We start from the raw sequence: 17,359 nt of genomic DNA, 5'->3' as shown, positions 1-17,359 counted from the left end.
ATCCGGAGTCACAGACGAAATGATGCGCTCTTTGTTTTTTTACGTTATCAACAATAATATATAATAATGGTAAAGTGTGATTTTAATCGAAAAAGAAATACCATGGTTCATATAAGGAATAAATATTTTTATCTTTTTTGCATCTTCCTGTTGTTGGATGTGTGGATAGCATTTGCACAGTCGACCATTAGCGAAAAAGACTTTCGCACGAATATGCATCCTCGCGTATTTGTTACGATGGACGACAAACAAGCTATTCTGGCGAAAATAGAATCGGTGAACTGGGCAAGAGACATTTATGAGGCGCTGAAAGCCGATGTGGATCCAATCATTGCTATGCACCAGGATAATCCTGGATACGTGGTTTCTCGTATGCAGATGCATTGGGAACCAGGAAAACGCTATACGCATTTCTATACCGAAGGAAATTATGTCACCCGCAGGGAAGGTAATGCCAAATATCCTACAGTTAGAGTGACCTACGGACGTGCCGCCAGCAACTCCGTGCCTTTGGCTCCACTGGACAAAATTATTCCTTACGGGGATGGTTCGCTGACCAAACCTGCCAGTATGAATCTTGGCATTGTGAAGCTGACTGAATCATCTAACAATGAATTATCGGATTTGGGCAACGAAACTCCGTATGATACCGTCCCGTTCACCAAGACCGGACTTGGAACGGAAACCGTGAACCGGGCTTTCATTCAGTTGGCTTGGAAATCGTCTATCTTATATTACTTGACGGAAAATAGGAAATATGCCAAATTGGCTGCCGACATCTTGTGGAATTTTGTTCGTGGGGCAGCACAACAAGAACAACTTAATTCGGGTTGGGAACAAAATCATAAAGAGGGAAGTCTCAATGGCTACCTTTCTTTCGAGACTTTAGGTGATACCCGCCATTTCGCTACTCTTCCATTGGCATACGACATGATTTACGATTATTTGCGGCAAGAGTATTTTGATTCGGAACAATTTGTCAAAGGCATTGATGGTGAGATATGGGCACCTCCTCATCCCGAAGGAAAAGAATGGGCTTTAGGTTGTTTCGAGAAGATGTTCAAGCGTTTGATAGAAAACAAACTGAACCGTGGAGGAGGACTGAAAGGCAACTGGAACATGAATGAACAGCAATCTGCCATGCTTTATGCCTTGGCGCTTGACGAGGATTTCACTTATCAGGATGGCAAGGGGCGTGCTTATTATGTAAACAAATTGGTTTACGGTCCTACCACGGAACATCATGGGGCTTATCTCGATGTGCTGCGTGCCAACATCAGTCCTACTACCGGATTGTGGCCTGAAGCTCCGGGCGGATACGGACAAGGCTCTATTGGGCAATTGGTGCGTTTCGGCTTCATTTATTATAAAAATGGTCTTGATTTTTTGTCCAAAGATCCTTTGCTGAGCAAAGCCTCGAGTTCAATGACACAAATGTTATTTCCCAATGGTTATGTTACTAACTTTGGTGATGCTACATATGCTACCATGAATACCGAACAACTGGAACTTATGATGGCATACTGGCACGATAAGAAAGATAGTTTGCAAGAAAGAAAATGTGCAGAATGGATGAAATATGCCCCACAACGGAACTTGCACAATGAATTTTATTATGCGTTGTTTTTCTATTTGCCCGAAATCCCTCGTACTGATAGTGCTCCTCAATTGGCGCGTACATCCTATTCCGAAACATACTCTTTAGTATTCGGTCGCAATGATGCACCCGACCCGAAGGATGCTTTGGCTTTTACTTTGATGGGATTTGGCAAGGATACCGGGCACAGGCAACCTAATGGCATGAACATGGAGTTGTATGGGCGTGGACATATTTTGGCACCAGATCAAGGTGTAGGTCAGGATTATTGGGGGGCGGACACACATGAATATAAAATTAACGTAGCTGGACACAATACCGTGAGTCCGAATGGAAAAGGTGCGGACAATAACATGCCGCAGAATCTGGAAATTGTACATGCCGAACCTGTCGTCATTGATGGAAAAACTCCTGACTACGAGGTATCTCCCTACCACCAGTATGTAGATGCGGTAAATCATTTCCATACTTCGGAAATCAAGGCGGAACAACGCCGTATGCTTTCTATTATCCGTACTTCGCCACACACTGGCTATTATGTAGACATATTCCGGTCGGACGTGACAGATGGGGAAGACCGTTACCATGACTATATTTATCATAACATGGGTACCGGCTCCGAATTCTTCCTTTCGTCGGGGCAACCGATGCCGATGTCTGCCTCTCCCTTGGATTCGTTGTCCGGTAAAGGATATTCTTATTTCACTACATTGGGTAGCTGCGAGAATCCTGACAACTTTTATGTAGACTATCATTTGGGTATAGATGATACTCATATGAGGATGTTTGTGCCGACAGGTAAAGGAAGGACCGTTTATCAACTGAACTCTTTGTTCAATCATCGTTATTATGAACCGTCTTTACGTACGCTTCCTGTACCGGCATTACTGATAAGGCAAAAAAGTGAAGCTTGGGACCATCCTTTTATAACAGTGTATGAACCATACGGCAACGGAGCAAAAAGCCAAATTCGTTCGGTCTATACAAGTAAGACTCCAAAACAAAAAGGTGTAGCCAAGTTGTCGGTCGAATATTTCAAGAAAGACAAAATGGACCATATCATTCATTCGGTGAATGAAAAAACAGAAGCGAAGTATATGGGCATCCGGTTTATGGGCACCTATTGTGTTGCAACCATGGAGAAAGGACGACTTGTTTCATTGTACATAGGAAACGGATACTCGTTCAGTATGGACGGTTTGGAAGTTACTCTTGGTGAGGGAAAGCCTTTTGATGTTTGGCTGGAATGGAGAGACGGAGAGTGGATTTGTCATTCAAGGGAAGCTGTAAAAATAAAAATGTTGAAATAATTACTTTTTTATATCATGAAGACTATCTTTTGAATATAGTCAGACTAATGAGGGGGGGAGAGCTTCCTGAAACGGAGCTGAACCTAATATTATTGACTCTTAAAATTTCGACAATAAAATAATAGATATTGTAGTGTGTATGATAAAATATATAGTTGGTTTATTGGGATTTCTTCCTATGTTTATTTCAGCTCAAAATATTACGGATCTAGCAGTAATGAATGACCGAACGGCAGACACTTTCATTGGAAACGGTACGCAAGTAGTGTCCATAGATGATTCAGTGTTTATTCATCCGGATAGAATCCGTTATGACCGGCAATGTATACAGATTGAAGGGAAGGACATGTTCCTGTTTAGTGCTGCGTTCCATTATTTTCGTGTGCCTCAACCTTTGTGGGCGGATCGTTTTAGAAGGTTGAAAGATGGTGGTTTTAATTGTGTGGAGACATACATTCCCTGGAATTGGCATGAACGGAAAATGCCTCGTTCGCCGCAGGATGAGTCTTGTTTGGACATGAAGGAACTGGATGACTTCCTGAAAATGGCGGAAGATTTCGGGCTTTATGTGATTGTCCGTCCCGGACCTTATATTTGTGCAGAATGGAGTGGAGGTGGTTTTCCGCAATGGATTATGCAAAAGAAACCTGCAAAGACTACTTTTGATACCTGGCTGCAAAGTAATGACCCTGAATTTATGCGTTGGAATGAGCATTGGTACAGAGCTGTATGCCGTGTAGTGGCACCGCACCAATTAACGCGGAAGGAGAAAGGGCATACAGGTGTTATCTTTTTCCAGGTGGAGAATGAATTTAATCGAATTAAATGGTTTCCGAAAGAGGCTAAGAAAGACTATTTGATCCAACTTACGCAAATTGTTCGTAAATATGAAATAGATGTGCCGGTTATAACTTGCTGGACGGATGAAGCTCGTAATGTGGAAGAGGGGGGGCTTAACGGCGTGGTAGATATGGTAAATAGTTACCCGCGTTGGGAAATAGAGAAGAATTTCGGCCGTTTGATTAATCAACAGTTACGTACCCAACCCGGTAAACCGCTAATTTCGGGAGAATTGCAAGGTGGGTGGATGAGTGAAGTGGGAGGAAAACTAAGTTGGGAACAGGATGGTTTAATGCCGGTACAAACGCAGAATATTACCTTATATGCATTGCAGCGTGGTTTTTGTGGGATTAATTATTACATGACTGTAGGTGGTACTAACTTTGATGATTGGGGAGCCAGACAAATGACTACTACCTATGATTATGCAGCTGCCATTGCTGAAAATGGTTCGATTAATGAGCGTTATCGTCGTTTTCAGGGATTAGCGCATTTATTGAAGGAACATGGTACTAAAATAGCCCGTGCTGATGTGTTTCCTATAGAGTATATTTCTACTGATCCGGATGTGAAGTTGGTGTTACGCAAGGCTTCCAACGGTGACCGGTATTATTTTGTGAGAACAGAGGAGCATACCCGTCATCATTTTGGTACCATACAGACTTCTGATTTGACTTTTGATTTTTCATTGGAACCATTTGGCGCTATGATATATTATTTGCCTTCAGGTGGCAGTCAGGGAGATTGGTTACCGAAACTTCCCGATACGGAATCTCGTCCGGCAGTTGAAGCGGATACTATCAGATTGATGCCTGATATGCAGATGGCTGATCCGCTCCCTACTCGCTGGACGAAGTTGGAGAAAGGAGAGTGCATTGATCACGATGGCATTTACGGACGTCATTTTGTGTATTATCGTACGTATGCTCCGCAGGGAAAACTGCTTGAAGTGGGACGTATTGGTCATAAATTGATTAACGGCACGGATGCAGACGAGGTGTTGGTGTCCGTTCAAGGAAAGATACTGCCTATGTTGAAGGAAGATGCATATAGTGTTTTTTATCAACTGCCGGGAGATTCGGCTATAAACAGGAAGCTCGAAATAGTTATGCTTTTTGAAAGCAAAGGGTTACATCATCATACAAAAAAGATAGTAGAAGACTATTGGGGCATAGGACTGAATTATGTGAGATGCGGAGACAAGGAACTTTCTTTGGAATATGCATACACAGAGAACGAACGCGGACTTAACTTGTCTAAAGGCGGAGGATTACAAGAAAAGATACTGCCAGAAACGGCTGAATTAGATGAATCGCTTCTGTCATGGTATTCATATTCGTTCACTTTGCCCGAGCAGCCTCGTGGAGTATGGTTCCCTTACCATCTTCGTCTGGAACATTCGGGGAATGGATTTATTTACATAAACGGTCACTGCATCGGTCGTTGTTGGCAGAAAGGTCCCCAGCATGAATATTATATTCCCGAATGTTGGTTGAATATTGGTGGTGAAAATCATTTGGTAGTTAGTTTATGTCCAACAAGAGATGGAGCCGAAATACGAGGGGCGGAAATCATACCTGTCACTTGGGTGGCGGAAAGACGAGAAAGATTAGTGGTTGACTAATAAGAATATTTTTATGATAAGATTAGATAGGATTTTTATGGCATTGGTGTGTATGGTATGTTCATTGAATGTATCCGCTGATGATTTGAAATTGTGGTATAGCCGCCCGGCTACGGTTTGGACTGAAGCCTTGCCTTTAGGAAATTCTCGGTTGGGAGTGATGGTTTATGGCGGTGCGGGCAGTGAGGAACTTCAGTTGAATGAGGAAACTGTGTGGGGAGGAGGTCCTCACCGTAATGATAATCCAAAAGCTTTGGTTGCATTACCTCAAATCAGACAGCTTGTGTTTGAGGGGCGTTATCGGGAAGCACAAGAAATAGTGGCACAAAATTTTGAAACTCCGCGTAACGGTATGCCTTATCAAACAATAGGTAGTTTGATGCTTGACTTTCCCGGGCATGAGAAGGCTACGGATTATTATCGTGACTTGGACATAGAAAGGGCCATAGCAACTACACGTTATAAAGTAGGAGAGGTGACTTATAATCGGGAGGTTTTCACTTCCTTTGCGGATAATGTGGTCATAGTTCGATTGACTGCAAATAAACCGGAGGCTTTATCATTTATGGCTTCTTATAAATCTCCTTTGCAGCATGAAATTCGCAAGTCGGGAAAAAGACTTGTGTTAATAGGGAAAGGAACAGGACATGAAGGTGTGCCTGGTGCCATTCGTGTAGAGACACAGACTGAGGTAAAGAATGAGGGAGGTCATGTAGTAGTGACTGGAGAGAATATTCAGGTGAATGGAGCTGATGCTGTAACTCTTTATATTTCCGCTGCAACTAATTTTGTGAATTATAAAGATGTCAGCGGAGATGCACACAGAAAGTCAAAGGCTTATTTAGATATTGCTTGTAAGAAAAAATATGAGCAAGCACGTGAAGAACATATAGCTTATTATCAGAACCAATTCAACCGTGTGAAGTTGGATTTAGGGACTTCGGAAGAAGCAAAAAGAGAGACACATCTACGGGTGAAACACTTTAATGAAGGAAAAGATGTATCATTGGCCGCTTTAATGTTTCAATATGGTCGTTATCTGCTCATCTCTTCTTCCCAACCGGGCGGACAACCCGCAAATCTGCAAGGAATATGGAATGATAAATTATTGGCTCCTTGGGACGGAAAATATACGGTTAATATCAATCTGGAGATGAACTACTGGCCGGCTGAGGTGACTAATCTGAGTGAGACACATTTACCGTTGATGCAAATGTTGAAAGAATTGTCGGAAACAGGGAGAGAAACAGCTCGTACAATGTATGGCTGTGACGGCTGGGTACTGCATCATAATACGGATATATGGCGTTGCACAGGACTTGTAGATAAAGCATTTTGGGGAATGTGGCCGAATGGAGGCGCATGGTTATGCCAGCATTTATGGCAACATTATCTTTTTACCGGTGATAAAGCTTTTTTAAAGGAGGCATATCCCATAATGAAAGGAGCTTCAGATTTCTTTCTTCATTTTTTAGTGGAACATCCCAAATACGGATGGATGGTGACTTGTCCGTCCAACTCACCGGAACATGGACCGGAGGGGGATGAAAAGAAGAATGCACCTTCTACTGTGGCCGGCTGTACAATGGACAATCAGATCGTTTTTGATCTTTTCTCCAATACTTTGCGGGCTTGTAAGATATTGGCGGAAGATGCTGCTTATGCCGAACATTTGCAAAAAATGATTGATCGTTTGCCGCCTATGCAGATTGGTAGATATAACCAATTACAGGAATGGCTGGAAGATGTGGACGACCCTACGAGCGAGCACAGGCATGTGTCTCATCTTTTTGGATTGTATCCGGGTAATCAGATATCTCCTTATACAGATCCTCTGTTATTTCAAGCTGCAAAAAACTCTTTAATTTATCGGGGAGATCAAGCAACGGGATGGTCGATTGGGTGGAAAATAAACTTGTGGGCAAGGCTTTTGGATGGTAATCGTGCTTTTAAGATTATTAATAATATGTTGGTATTGGTAGAACCGGCAAATCCAAGTGGACGCACATATCCGAATCTGTTTGATGCACATCCCCCTTTTCAGATTGATGGAAATTTCGGTTATACGGCAGGAGTTGCTGAGATGCTTTTGCAGAGTCATGACAATGCTGTACATCTGCTTCCGGCGTTACCAGATGCTTGGCGGAAAGGTACTGTTGAAGGACTGGTTGCCCGAGGAGGTTTTGTTGTGGATATGAAATGGAATAGTGCTCAGTTGTCTGAAGTGACTATACATGCTCGTTTAGGTGGGAATCTTCGATTACGCTCTTATGTACCTTTAAAAGGGGAAGGTTTGCGTGAGGCGGCAGGTGAAAATGGGAATCGTTTTTTTCAGTTTGAGCGAATAAAGGAACCGCTTGTGTCTAAAGAGATTAGTTTGCAGTATCCTTTATTGTATAAGGTGTACGAGTATGATATAATGGCTGAACCTGGAAAGACTTATTATTTTGAAAGAGGATAGCTTGAAGACCTATTCTCAATAAGAAATATTTTATTTATTCGGGGATTTATAGTAAGTTTGCTATAGTAACTGAATAAATGCTCCAGAGAAAGATTATACATATCGACATGGACGCTTTCTACGCCTCTGTAGAACAACGTGATAACCCGGAACTTCGCGGCAAACCGGTAGCTGTAGGTCATGCTGAAGAAAGGGGAGTCGTGGCTGCTGCCAGTTACGAAGCCCGGCGTTATGGGGTCCGTTCCGCTATGTCCTCACAAAAGGCGAAGCGGCTTTGTCCCCAGCTTATATTTGTATCTGGCAGGATGGATGTTTATAAATCCGTTTCCCGTCAGATACATGAGATTTTCCATGAATATACGGACATTATTGAACCTCTTTCCTTAGATGAGGCTTTTCTTGATGTAACAGAAAATAAGAAAGGCATTTCTCTGGCCGTAGATATAGCGAAAGAGATAAAACAGAAGATTCGCGAACAACTGAACTTGGTAGCGTCTGCCGGAATATCCTATAATAAATTTCTGGCAAAAATAGCTTCTGATTATCGCAAACCGGATGGACTGTGTACCATACACCCGGAACAGGCATTGGATTTTATCGCCCGTCTTCCTATCGAATCTTTTTGGGGAGTAGGTCCCGTAACTGCTAAAAAGATGCACTTGCTCGGAATCAGCAATGGTTTTCAACTACGTAAATGCTCGTTGGAGATGTTGACGGCACACTTCGGTAAAGTGGGAGCACTCTACTATGAATGTGCGAGAGGTATTGACGAACGTCCGGTAGAAGCAGTCCGTATCCGTAAATCCATTGGGTGCGAACGTACGCTGGAACGGGATATTTCAGCCCGTTCATCGGTTATTATCGAACTGTATCACGTAGCGGTAGAATTGATTGAACGTCTCAGCCATAAAGATTTCAAGGGGAATACACTTACCTTGAAAATCAAGTTTCATGATTTTAGTCAGATAACCCGAAGTATGACCCAATCGCAGGAGTTGACAACTTTAGACCGGGTACTTCCGCTAGCGAAAGAATTACTGAAAAGTGTGGAATATGAGCAACATCCCATCCGGCTCATCGGACTTTCCGTTTCCAATCCGAAAGAAGAAGCGGATGAGCAGCATGGTGTTTGGGAACAGTTGAGTTTCGAATTTAGTGACTGGGAATAGTACGATTTTTGAAGTATGTACTTTTTTGTCATTAGGTTCGTATGATTTGCTCACCTTACTTTTATAGAGATACACTATCTTTGCCATACTTAAATGAACAAAATACCATGAATCGAATGAAACATTTGTTTTGTGTTCTTTTGGTAGCAGTCTTGGGAAGTTTCTCTTTCAAGGCAAATGCTTATACCGAACGCAATATGCTGCAAAAGGCAGCAGACGAAACTACGTTGAAAAACGTGTTAGTGATGAAACAAGCATGGATACCTTATCCTGCTTATACAGATCGTGCCGCTTGGGATTCACTGATGGGCCCCAACAAACAACGCCTTATTGAAGCCGGCGAGAAACTTCTCAACTACAAATGGCAACTGATTCCTGCCACTGCCTATCTGGAATATGAACGTAGTGGTAACCGGAAAGTGATGGAAGTGCCTTATGACGCCAACCGCCAGGCACTCAATACTCTGATGCTTGCCGAATTGGCCGAGGGTAAAGGACGTTTTATCGACCAACTACTGAATGGAGCCTATATGAGTTGCGAAATGAATTCTTGGGTTTTATCCGCACATCTACCCCGCCAGAGCAGCAAACGTTCGCTTCCTGACTTCCGTGAACAGATTATTGACCTCGGTTCGGGTGGTTACGGCGCTTTAATGGCATGGGTACACTATTTTTTCCGTAAACCGTTCGACAAAATTAATCCCGTAGTATCTTTACAAATGCGAAAAGCCATCAAAGAACGCATCCTCGATCCTTATATGAACGATGATGAAATGTGGTGGATGGCTTTCAACTGGAAGCCGGGAGAAATTATCAATAACTGGAATCCCTGGTGTAACTCCAATGCCCTGCAATGTTTCTTCTTGATGGAAAATAATAAGGATAAATTGGCAAAAGCGGTTTATCGTTCCATGAAGTCGGTAGATAAGTTCATTAATTTCGTGAAATCCGACGGGGCTTGCGAAGAGGGAACATCTTACTGGGGACATGCTGCCGGAAAACTCTATGACTATCTTCAAATTCTTTCCGATGGTACAGGCGGTAAAATATCTCTTTTCAACGAGCCGATGATTCGCCGCATGGGGGAATATATGTCCCGTTCATACGTTGGCGATGGCTGGGTAGTGAATTTTGCCGATGCTTCGGCAAAGGGCGGTGGCGATCCCCTGCTGATTTATCGCTTCGGTAAAGCTGTAAACAGCGATGAAATGATGCATTTTGCAGCATACTTGCTGAATGGCCGTAAACCGTATGCTACAATGGGGAATGATGCTTTCCGTTCGCTTCAATCCTTGCTTTGCTGCAATGACTTGGCAAAAGTAACTTCGAAACATGATATGCCGGACGTTACCTGGTATCCCGAAACGGAATTCTGCTACATGAAGAATAAGAATGGCATGTTCGTCGCTGCCAAAGGCGGATTCAATAATGAAAGCCACAACCATAATGATGTAGGGACATTCTCTTTATATGTAAATACGATTCCTGTGATTATTGATGCAGGTGTGGGTACTTATACGAAACAGACATTCGGTAAAGACCGTTATACTATTTGGACAATGCAAAGCAATTATCACAACTTGCCGATGATTAACGGTGTGCCGCAAAAATTCGGTCAGCAGTATAAGGCGACAAATACCGTTTGCAACGAGAAGAAGCGTGTTTTCTCTACGGATATAGCTGCCGCTTATCCGGCAGAAGCGAAAGTGAAGAGTTGGGTTCGCTCTTATGCGCTTGATAATAATAAACTCATCATCAATGATGCTTATGCTTTGGATGAGGCTATTGAACCTAATCAGGTGAATTTCTTAACTTGGGGAAATGTAACGTTTCCGTCAGCCGGAAAGATTCAGATTGAGGTAAAGGGACAAAAGGTTGAAATGCATTATCCGTCTCAGTTTAAAGCCGGATTGGAAACAATCAAGTTGGATGATCCGCGTCTGTCCAATGTGTGGGGCAAGGAGATTTACCGTATCACGCTAAAGACAGAAGAGAAAAAAGTGAGCGGTAAATATGGTTTTGTTATTCAGCAGGTGAAGTAGAATTGAGAAGATTTAAAAAGTTAGAAGAAATAAATGGTATAATTAATTAAATTGCAGTAAGATGAAAAAAGTATTATTTGCCAGCTTTTTGGCTATTGCAGGAGTAAGCGTAAGTGCTCAGAACCTGATTAAAAACGAGAAATTCGCCACAGAAGTAACCAACAAGGTGACCAATGCCAATAAAGCTACCGCAGGCGAATGGTTTATCATGAATAATGAAGCTGACGGAGCGACTACTATTGCGTGGGAGCAAACCGGTGATGCCAAGTATCCCAATGCTATGAAAATAGATAATTCGGGTGCTGCAAAGAATACTTCCTGGTACAAGGCGTTTGTGGGACAGCGTGTTACGGACGGATTGGAAAAAGGTATCTATGTGCTTACTTTCTACGCAAAGGCCAAAGAAGCGGGTACTCCGGTGAGTGTGTATATCAAGCAGACTAACGAAGAGAAGAATGATAATGGCAAGTACAATACTACGTTCTTCATGCGTCGGGATTATGATGCCGATTCTCAGCCGAATGCTTCGGGGGCACAATACAACTTCAAGATTAAAGATGCTGATAAATGGACTAAAGTAGTAGTTTACTACGATATGGGACAAGTGGTAAATGCCATTAGCAGCAAGAAATCTAATGCAGCCTTGGAAGTTGCCGATACGGACGATGACGCTGCTATCCTGAAAGACTGTTATGTAGCCATTCTTGCTCAGAATAAAGGTGGTGTTGTAGAAATCAGTGATGTGACGTTGAGAAAGAAATAAAGCAAAGAGGTTTTTAATAGTAGGTTAATAAAAATATAGGGCGATCAAGTAGTGATACTTTGTCGCCCTATCTATTTGGAGAATATTTTTTATTTAATACCGAGTTTCTTTTTCAGTCCCTTTGGCAGAGAGTCTTTATGTACCATGACGCTGATTGTTTTGGCGCGTACATAACTTTCGGACATATTCTGATATCCGCCGAACTTGTTGCCGTCTGCTCCCCAGGAATTTTTGGTAATGTAGTATTTAGTACCATTCTGATCTTTTGCAATACCGGTTATATGCATCAGGTGGTCATCAGTCGTCACAAATTTCTCGTAACCTTCCTGGCGGATTTCGGGCGTTACGTTGATTTCCGGATAGGGATGGTCGAACTTGAACACCTCTTCCATACGTTGGTACTTGGGCATTGCTTCAAAACGTGCACGGTCGGTAGTAGAGTAGTCTTTCACATCTTCCACCTGCGGGTTGATGGCAACTCCGTTCTTATACGAGAAGCCTTGTTCGCTGACATCACCGTCCCAACATACGGTATATCCGTTGTTCAGTGCGTGGTCGATGGCTTCCATCAGTTCATCCAGTGGAAGATTATACATCGGCTGGTTTTCCCAGTTATCAGGTACTTCGGGTGAAAACGTTTCATAATAGGGTTTATGGGTGAAACTGGTCAGTTCTATATAATCATCCATATTCAATCCCAGACTTTCAGTGAAAGACTGGGGAGTATATTCTTTTCCTTTATAGGTGAATTTTTCGGGAAGCTTGCCCAAGTAAGTATCGAACAGGTTATTGATGAGGGCGTAAAATTCCGGAGTCCGCTTTTTCGAGGCGATGTTAGCATCCACCAAAGCTTTGAAATAACGTGTCAATGCTCCATGATTATGGTCTTTTGTATCGTTGAGCAAACCGGAATAAACTTCCTCAGGAACAATTCCTACTTGTTTATAGGCATTTGTGAATGTATGTGCCAGACTTCCTTCGCCGATGCTGCCTTTTCCGCGGCGGAGATAATTATCTTCCATTTGGTTCATGTACTTCTGACGGACGATATACATTTCCGAGAGATCATATTCTCCTTTTCCCATACGTAGTAGTTCGGACTCCATGAAAGAGGTGGTGGCAAAACACCAGCAAGTTCCGGTAGAACCCTGATCTTTGACGGGAGTTGTTTTGTGGGATACAACGGTTGTGAATTCATAACCGGGTGTTTGCGCAAAAAGGGTTACAGTTGACAGAAGCAACGCAACCGAAATCAAAAATTTCTTCATGATATTATGTGTTTTATTACATTCATACCACAAAAGTATAAAAAAAGCGAGGATACTTGAAAGTTCCTCGCCCAAATTAATATAATTAGTGTGTTTATTTACATGGCAACCTGCTGTGACAGCAGTTTTTGAAGTTTACCGTTCAGGGTTTGGCACATTGCACCATTTCCCATTGCTTGATAGCGTTTAATACGGTACTGTAACATCATAATCTTTTCATTTGCATTCTTTTTCATAATTTGTTTCCTCTTTTTTTGCCCTCCACGTTTTGAAGAGCGGTTTTACATCTTGTTTTCTTTATTAACACTGCAAAGATACAAAATGTTTTTGGTTTATATGCTGTAAAACATAAAAATCTTCTTTTTATTTTGAATTTTCTTTTTATGAGGTGTTTGGGCATGGCAGTTATTACAAACCTATTACATACATTTACAGTTACTTGTGCTGTTTTTCTAAAAAAAACTTGTAATTTTGTAGATGTGTACTTTTAGTATACATCTTTATTTTACGATTCGTTTATTTAATTAACACATAAATATGAAAACACTTGTCCATCTTCTGCTTGTCCCATTTTTCTCTGTTATATTATTTTCTTGCAGTGGATCTCACTTTCTGAAAGAAGAAGGTTATCGTAATCAGGTACTTCAGGATTTTGAACAGAAACAGAAAGCTCTCCCTGATGGGGAGCTGTTCTCTATCTTTTCGGATAGCACTTTGACTCTTTCGGAACGTGAAGCCTTGATGTTTCTGTATGCGTATATGCCGATTGGGGATATAACGGATTATCACGGAAAATATTATTTGGCAAATATTCGTCTTTCTGAGCAGGCTCGCCATGAGATGCCTTGGGGAAAGACTGTTACTGATGAGTTATTCCGGCATTTTGTGCTGCCTGTCCGTGTGAATAACGAGAATCTGGATGAATCCCGCAAGGTCTTTTACGGAGAGTTGAAGGAGCGGGTAAAAGGTCTTTCGATGAAAGATGCGATTTTGGAGGTGAACCATTGGTGCCATGAGAAAGTGGTGTATCGCCCGAGTGATGCCCGTACCAGTTCACCGCTGGCTTCGGTGCAAACAGCCTATGGGCGTTGCGGGGAAGAATCTACTTTCACGGTTGCTGCGCTACGTTCAGTAGGGATTCCTGCACGTCAGGTTTACACTCCCCGTTGGGCGCATACTGATGATAATCATGCATGGGTAGAGGCTTGGGCTGATGGTAAGTGGTATTTCCTTGGAGCTTGTGAACCGGAACCTGTTTTGAATCTAGGATGGTTCAATGCGCCTGCAAGTCGGGGGATGTTGATGCATACGAAGGTGTTCGGGCGTTATAACGGGCCGGAAGAGATTATGCTTGAGACTCCGAATTATACTGAGATTAATGTAATTGATAATTATGCTCCTACCGCAAAGGCAGTAGTGACGGTGACAGATACGGACGGGCGTCCTGTCTCCGGTGCCAGAGTCGATTTTAAAGTATATAATTATGCTGAGTTCTATACGGTAGCCACCAAATATACCGATGCGGACGGTCACGCTTCGTTGACAGCCGGAAGAGGGGATATGCTGGTATGGGCTTCCGATAAGGGGGCGTTTGGTTTTTCTAAATTATCTTTTGGTAAAGAAGACAGGTTAACTCTTGTATTGGATAAGAAAGAAGGAGAAGCATCTACATTTGATTTGGAGATTGTGCCTCCGATAGAAGGGGCTAACTTGCCGGAAGTAACTCCGGAGCAACGCAAGGAAAACGATTGCCGGCTGGCTTTAGAAGATTCTATCCGCAATGCTTATGTTTCTACCATGATGACTGAGGAACATGCGAGAGATACGCTTTCCCGGTTCAATCTGAGTGATACCGACAGGGAGACGATGGCGAAGATGTTGGTTGCTTCCCGGGGAAACTATCACACATTGCTTGTTTTTCTGGAAATGGCTGCCGGACAGAAGAGAGAAGACTATGCTTTGGCATTGTTGCGGCAACTTTCTGCTAAAGATTGGCGGGATGTATCCATACTTAATCTGATAGAATGTTTGATGACAGCTCCCGACCTGGAGAAAATGGGAGTACAGGCAGGTGCGGAAATTGCCAACCTTCGTGTAGAAAATGAGATGTTGACACCTTATCGCCATTATTTTTTGCAAGCATTCCCGAAGAAAGAAGCGGAAGCGTTTGTAGAGGAACCTTCCCGGTTGGTGGAATGGTGTAAGAAAGAGATTAAAATTGATAATGAATTGAACTCTCAACGAATCCCTATTTCTCCGATAGGAGTTTGGAGAGCACGTGTTGCGGATGAAAAGTCGCGTGATATTTTCTTTGTTGCGATGGCTCGTTCTTTAGGCATACCTGCCAAGATAGATAAAGTGACGGGAAAAGCGCAATATGTAGATAAAGAGGGGCGTACGTTCGATGTGGATTTTGTAGCAAATAGCCAGGCGCAGATTCCTGTTGGGATATTGCGTGCGACTTATAAACCTATCAGTTCGTTGCCTGATCCAAAGTATTATTCTCATTTTACTCTTTCCAAATTCAAGGATGGAGTATTTCAGTTGTTGAATTATGAGGAAGGGGACGCAGACATGGGTGCGGGTACTACTTGGACAAATCTGTTGAAAAATGGCACTTCATTAGATTCAGGTTATTATATGTTGGTCACCGGAACGCGTATGGCAAGTGGTGCGGTGCTCTCAAAAGTCACTTTTTTTACCATAGAACCGGAAAAGACAACAACCGTCGATTTAGTGATGAGAGAAAGTGAAGAACAGGTACAGGTAATCGGAAACTTCAATTCGGAATCGCTTTATACTCCTATATCGGGCGATAGCTTATCTACAGCGCAAAGTCTTCTTCAAACTTGTGGGAGAGGTTATTTTATTGTCGGTGTGTTAGGAGTGGGGCAGGAGCCTACTAATCATGCACTAAGAGATATAGCTGCCTTGGGCAGTGACTTTGAGAAATGGGGGCGGAAAATGGTTCTTCTTTTTCCATCTGAAGAACAATACAATAAGTTTCATGCCGCTGAGTTTCAAGGATTACCGTCTACCATTACTTATGGCATAGATATGGATAATAGTGTTCAGAAACAAATCGCTAAATCTATGAATCTCTCCAATCAGAATATGCTTCCTATGTTTATTATCGCCGATACATTCAACCGTGTGGTTTTCGTATCTCAGGGATATACCATCGGCTTGGGGGAACAATTGATGAAAACCATTCATGGATTGTAGAAAGCATAGATAAAGAAGAAATTGCAGGTAATAATAGAGTGTGACAGTATGCAATAATCGTTAATTCTCTGTATAGAGCGCACTTTTATGCGAATTAATTGTTACGTTTGCAGGAGAGTTATTATGAAGTATCTTTTGTGCATACTGTCACTTGCATTTTTACTTATAGGGAGTAGTCTGGCGACCCATAAAGAAGATGCTCAGGGATTTCGGGAGACAACCGTAATCTCTGTGGATAGTGATATATCAGCTACTACAACATTCTCTTCAACTCCTGCGGAAAGCTATTCTTTAGGAATCCTGACAACCTTTTCGCTTCCGCGAAACATCACTCCTGTACGGACATTGAAGTTTAATGATATTCCTGTCATTGTTCAATTATTGAGTTCCCGCTCTTTCCGTTTGCCCGAAGACAAAAGGAAGATGCTTCTTTCCGACACTAATTATCTGAAATATTCGAATCGATATTACATTTATACCTTGGCACATATCTTGATTTAGCCTTTTTTCTGAGTATTCCTGAGAATTTGCGCAAATATGTTTAACAGGTCCGGATTACACTGATTTCCGGGCATGTCATGTTTGTACATAAATGATTATATAATCTGTTTTTATACTACTATGATTCATTTATTACTATCTACGTTGGCTATGATGGGGTTGACCTTTCTCATAGGCTTTTTCGTTGCGGCAGTTATAAAATTGATAGCTTATGCTGCCGATTCATTCGACTTTTATAGTTCCCATCGATTGGAGTTGCTTCGTCTGCATCGTTGGCGTCAGCATCGTCAGAAAGTGGAAAAACTCGTCAGGCAGATACCGCTTGAGGCAGAAGAGGCTATGGGAGATTACCGTGAAGACTTCAGTCGTGGTATCAACCGTAATTTTACCGGTTATGCCGGCTATTATCATGGCGTAAGTCCGGGTGCTTCGGATGAAACCCTGATGGATTATTATTATCCGCGAGATACCCGTGAGTTTTTTCTTAAGGAAGAAGAACGGGCACATGTTAATAAGAAAAACTCAAAGAAGTCAGTTACTGACAAACAATAAAAAAGAC

Annotated in this window: 11 protein-coding genes; 9 read left to right on the top strand and 2 right to left on the bottom strand. The window is 42.4% G+C overall.

Going from position 1 to position 17,359, the window contains the following annotated elements; all coding sequences use genetic code 11:
• Positions 1 to 102: 102 nt before the first annotated feature.
• The 6 genes from RDN93_RS05965 (at position 103) to RDN93_RS05940 (ending at position 11,806) form a co-directional block, all read left to right on the top strand.
• Positions 103 to 2,907, top strand: a complete 2,805-nt coding sequence (locus RDN93_RS05965) for a hypothetical protein (protein ID WP_308744648.1) — start codon at positions 103 to 105, stop codon at positions 2,905 to 2,907.
• 217 nt (positions 2,908 to 3,124) lie between these two features.
• Positions 3,125 to 5,371 carry a beta-galactosidase gene (locus RDN93_RS05960; RefSeq protein ID WP_308744647.1) on the top strand — a complete coding sequence of 749 codons (2,247 nt, stop codon included), beginning with the start codon at positions 3,125 to 3,127 and terminating at the stop codon, positions 5,369 to 5,371.
• 13 nt (positions 5,372 to 5,384) lie between these two features.
• Positions 5,385 to 7,832, top strand: coding sequence for a glycoside hydrolase family 95 protein (locus RDN93_RS05955; RefSeq protein WP_308744646.1), 2,448 nt, complete (start codon positions 5,385 to 5,387; stop codon positions 7,830 to 7,832).
• Between the two features lie 77 nt (positions 7,833 to 7,909).
• Positions 7,910 to 9,001 (top strand): DNA polymerase IV, encoded by a 1,092-nt coding sequence (gene dinB, locus RDN93_RS05950; RefSeq protein WP_308744645.1) that lies wholly within the window; start codon positions 7,910 to 7,912, stop codon positions 8,999 to 9,001.
• A 107-nt stretch (positions 9,002 to 9,108) separates the two neighbouring features.
• Positions 9,109 to 11,043, top strand: coding sequence for a heparinase II/III family protein (locus RDN93_RS05945; RefSeq protein WP_308744644.1), 1,935 nt, complete (start codon positions 9,109 to 9,111; stop codon positions 11,041 to 11,043).
• A gap of 61 nt (positions 11,044 to 11,104) precedes the next feature.
• Positions 11,105 to 11,806 carry a DUF4627 domain-containing protein gene (locus tag RDN93_RS05940; protein ID WP_308744643.1) on the top strand — a complete coding sequence of 234 codons (702 nt, stop codon included), beginning with the start codon at positions 11,105 to 11,107 and terminating at the stop codon, positions 11,804 to 11,806.
• An 89-nt stretch (positions 11,807 to 11,895) separates the two neighbouring features.
• Here RDN93_RS05940 and RDN93_RS05935 read toward each other — a convergent pair whose 3' ends face one another.
• Both RDN93_RS05935 and RDN93_RS05930 read right to left on the bottom strand, forming a co-directional pair.
• Positions 11,896 to 13,074, bottom strand: coding sequence for a C1 family peptidase (locus tag RDN93_RS05935; RefSeq protein ID WP_308744642.1), 1,179 nt, complete (start codon positions 13,072 to 13,074; stop codon positions 11,896 to 11,898).
• 98 nt (positions 13,075 to 13,172) lie between these two features.
• The gene (locus RDN93_RS05930; protein ID WP_004301914.1) at positions 13,173 to 13,310 is read right to left on the bottom strand and encodes a hypothetical protein; all 138 of its coding nucleotides are present in this window, start codon (positions 13,308 to 13,310) and stop codon (positions 13,173 to 13,175) included.
• 301 nt (positions 13,311 to 13,611) lie between these two features.
• Between RDN93_RS05930 and RDN93_RS05925 the strand changes: the two genes are divergently transcribed.
• The 3 genes from RDN93_RS05925 (at position 13,612) to RDN93_RS05915 (ending at position 17,352) form a co-directional block, all read left to right on the top strand.
• The gene (locus tag RDN93_RS05925; RefSeq protein ID WP_308744641.1) at positions 13,612 to 16,299 is read left to right on the top strand and encodes a transglutaminase domain-containing protein; all 2,688 of its coding nucleotides are present in this window, start codon (positions 13,612 to 13,614) and stop codon (positions 16,297 to 16,299) included.
• Between the two features lie 123 nt (positions 16,300 to 16,422).
• Positions 16,423 to 16,800, top strand: a complete 378-nt coding sequence (locus RDN93_RS05920) for a hypothetical protein (protein ID WP_308744640.1) — start codon at positions 16,423 to 16,425, stop codon at positions 16,798 to 16,800.
• A gap of 120 nt (positions 16,801 to 16,920) precedes the next feature.
• On the top strand, positions 16,921 to 17,352 hold the full coding sequence (locus RDN93_RS05915) for a LapA family protein (RefSeq protein ID WP_308744639.1): 432 nt from the start codon (positions 16,921 to 16,923) through the stop codon (positions 17,350 to 17,352).
• Positions 17,353 to 17,359: the final 7 nt, after the last annotated feature.

Source organism: uncultured Bacteroides sp. (genome assembly GCF_902491285.1).
Taxonomy (GTDB): Bacteria; Bacteroidota; Bacteroidia; order Bacteroidales; family Bacteroidaceae; genus Bacteroides.
This window is presented reverse-complemented; position numbering and strand designations above follow the sequence as displayed.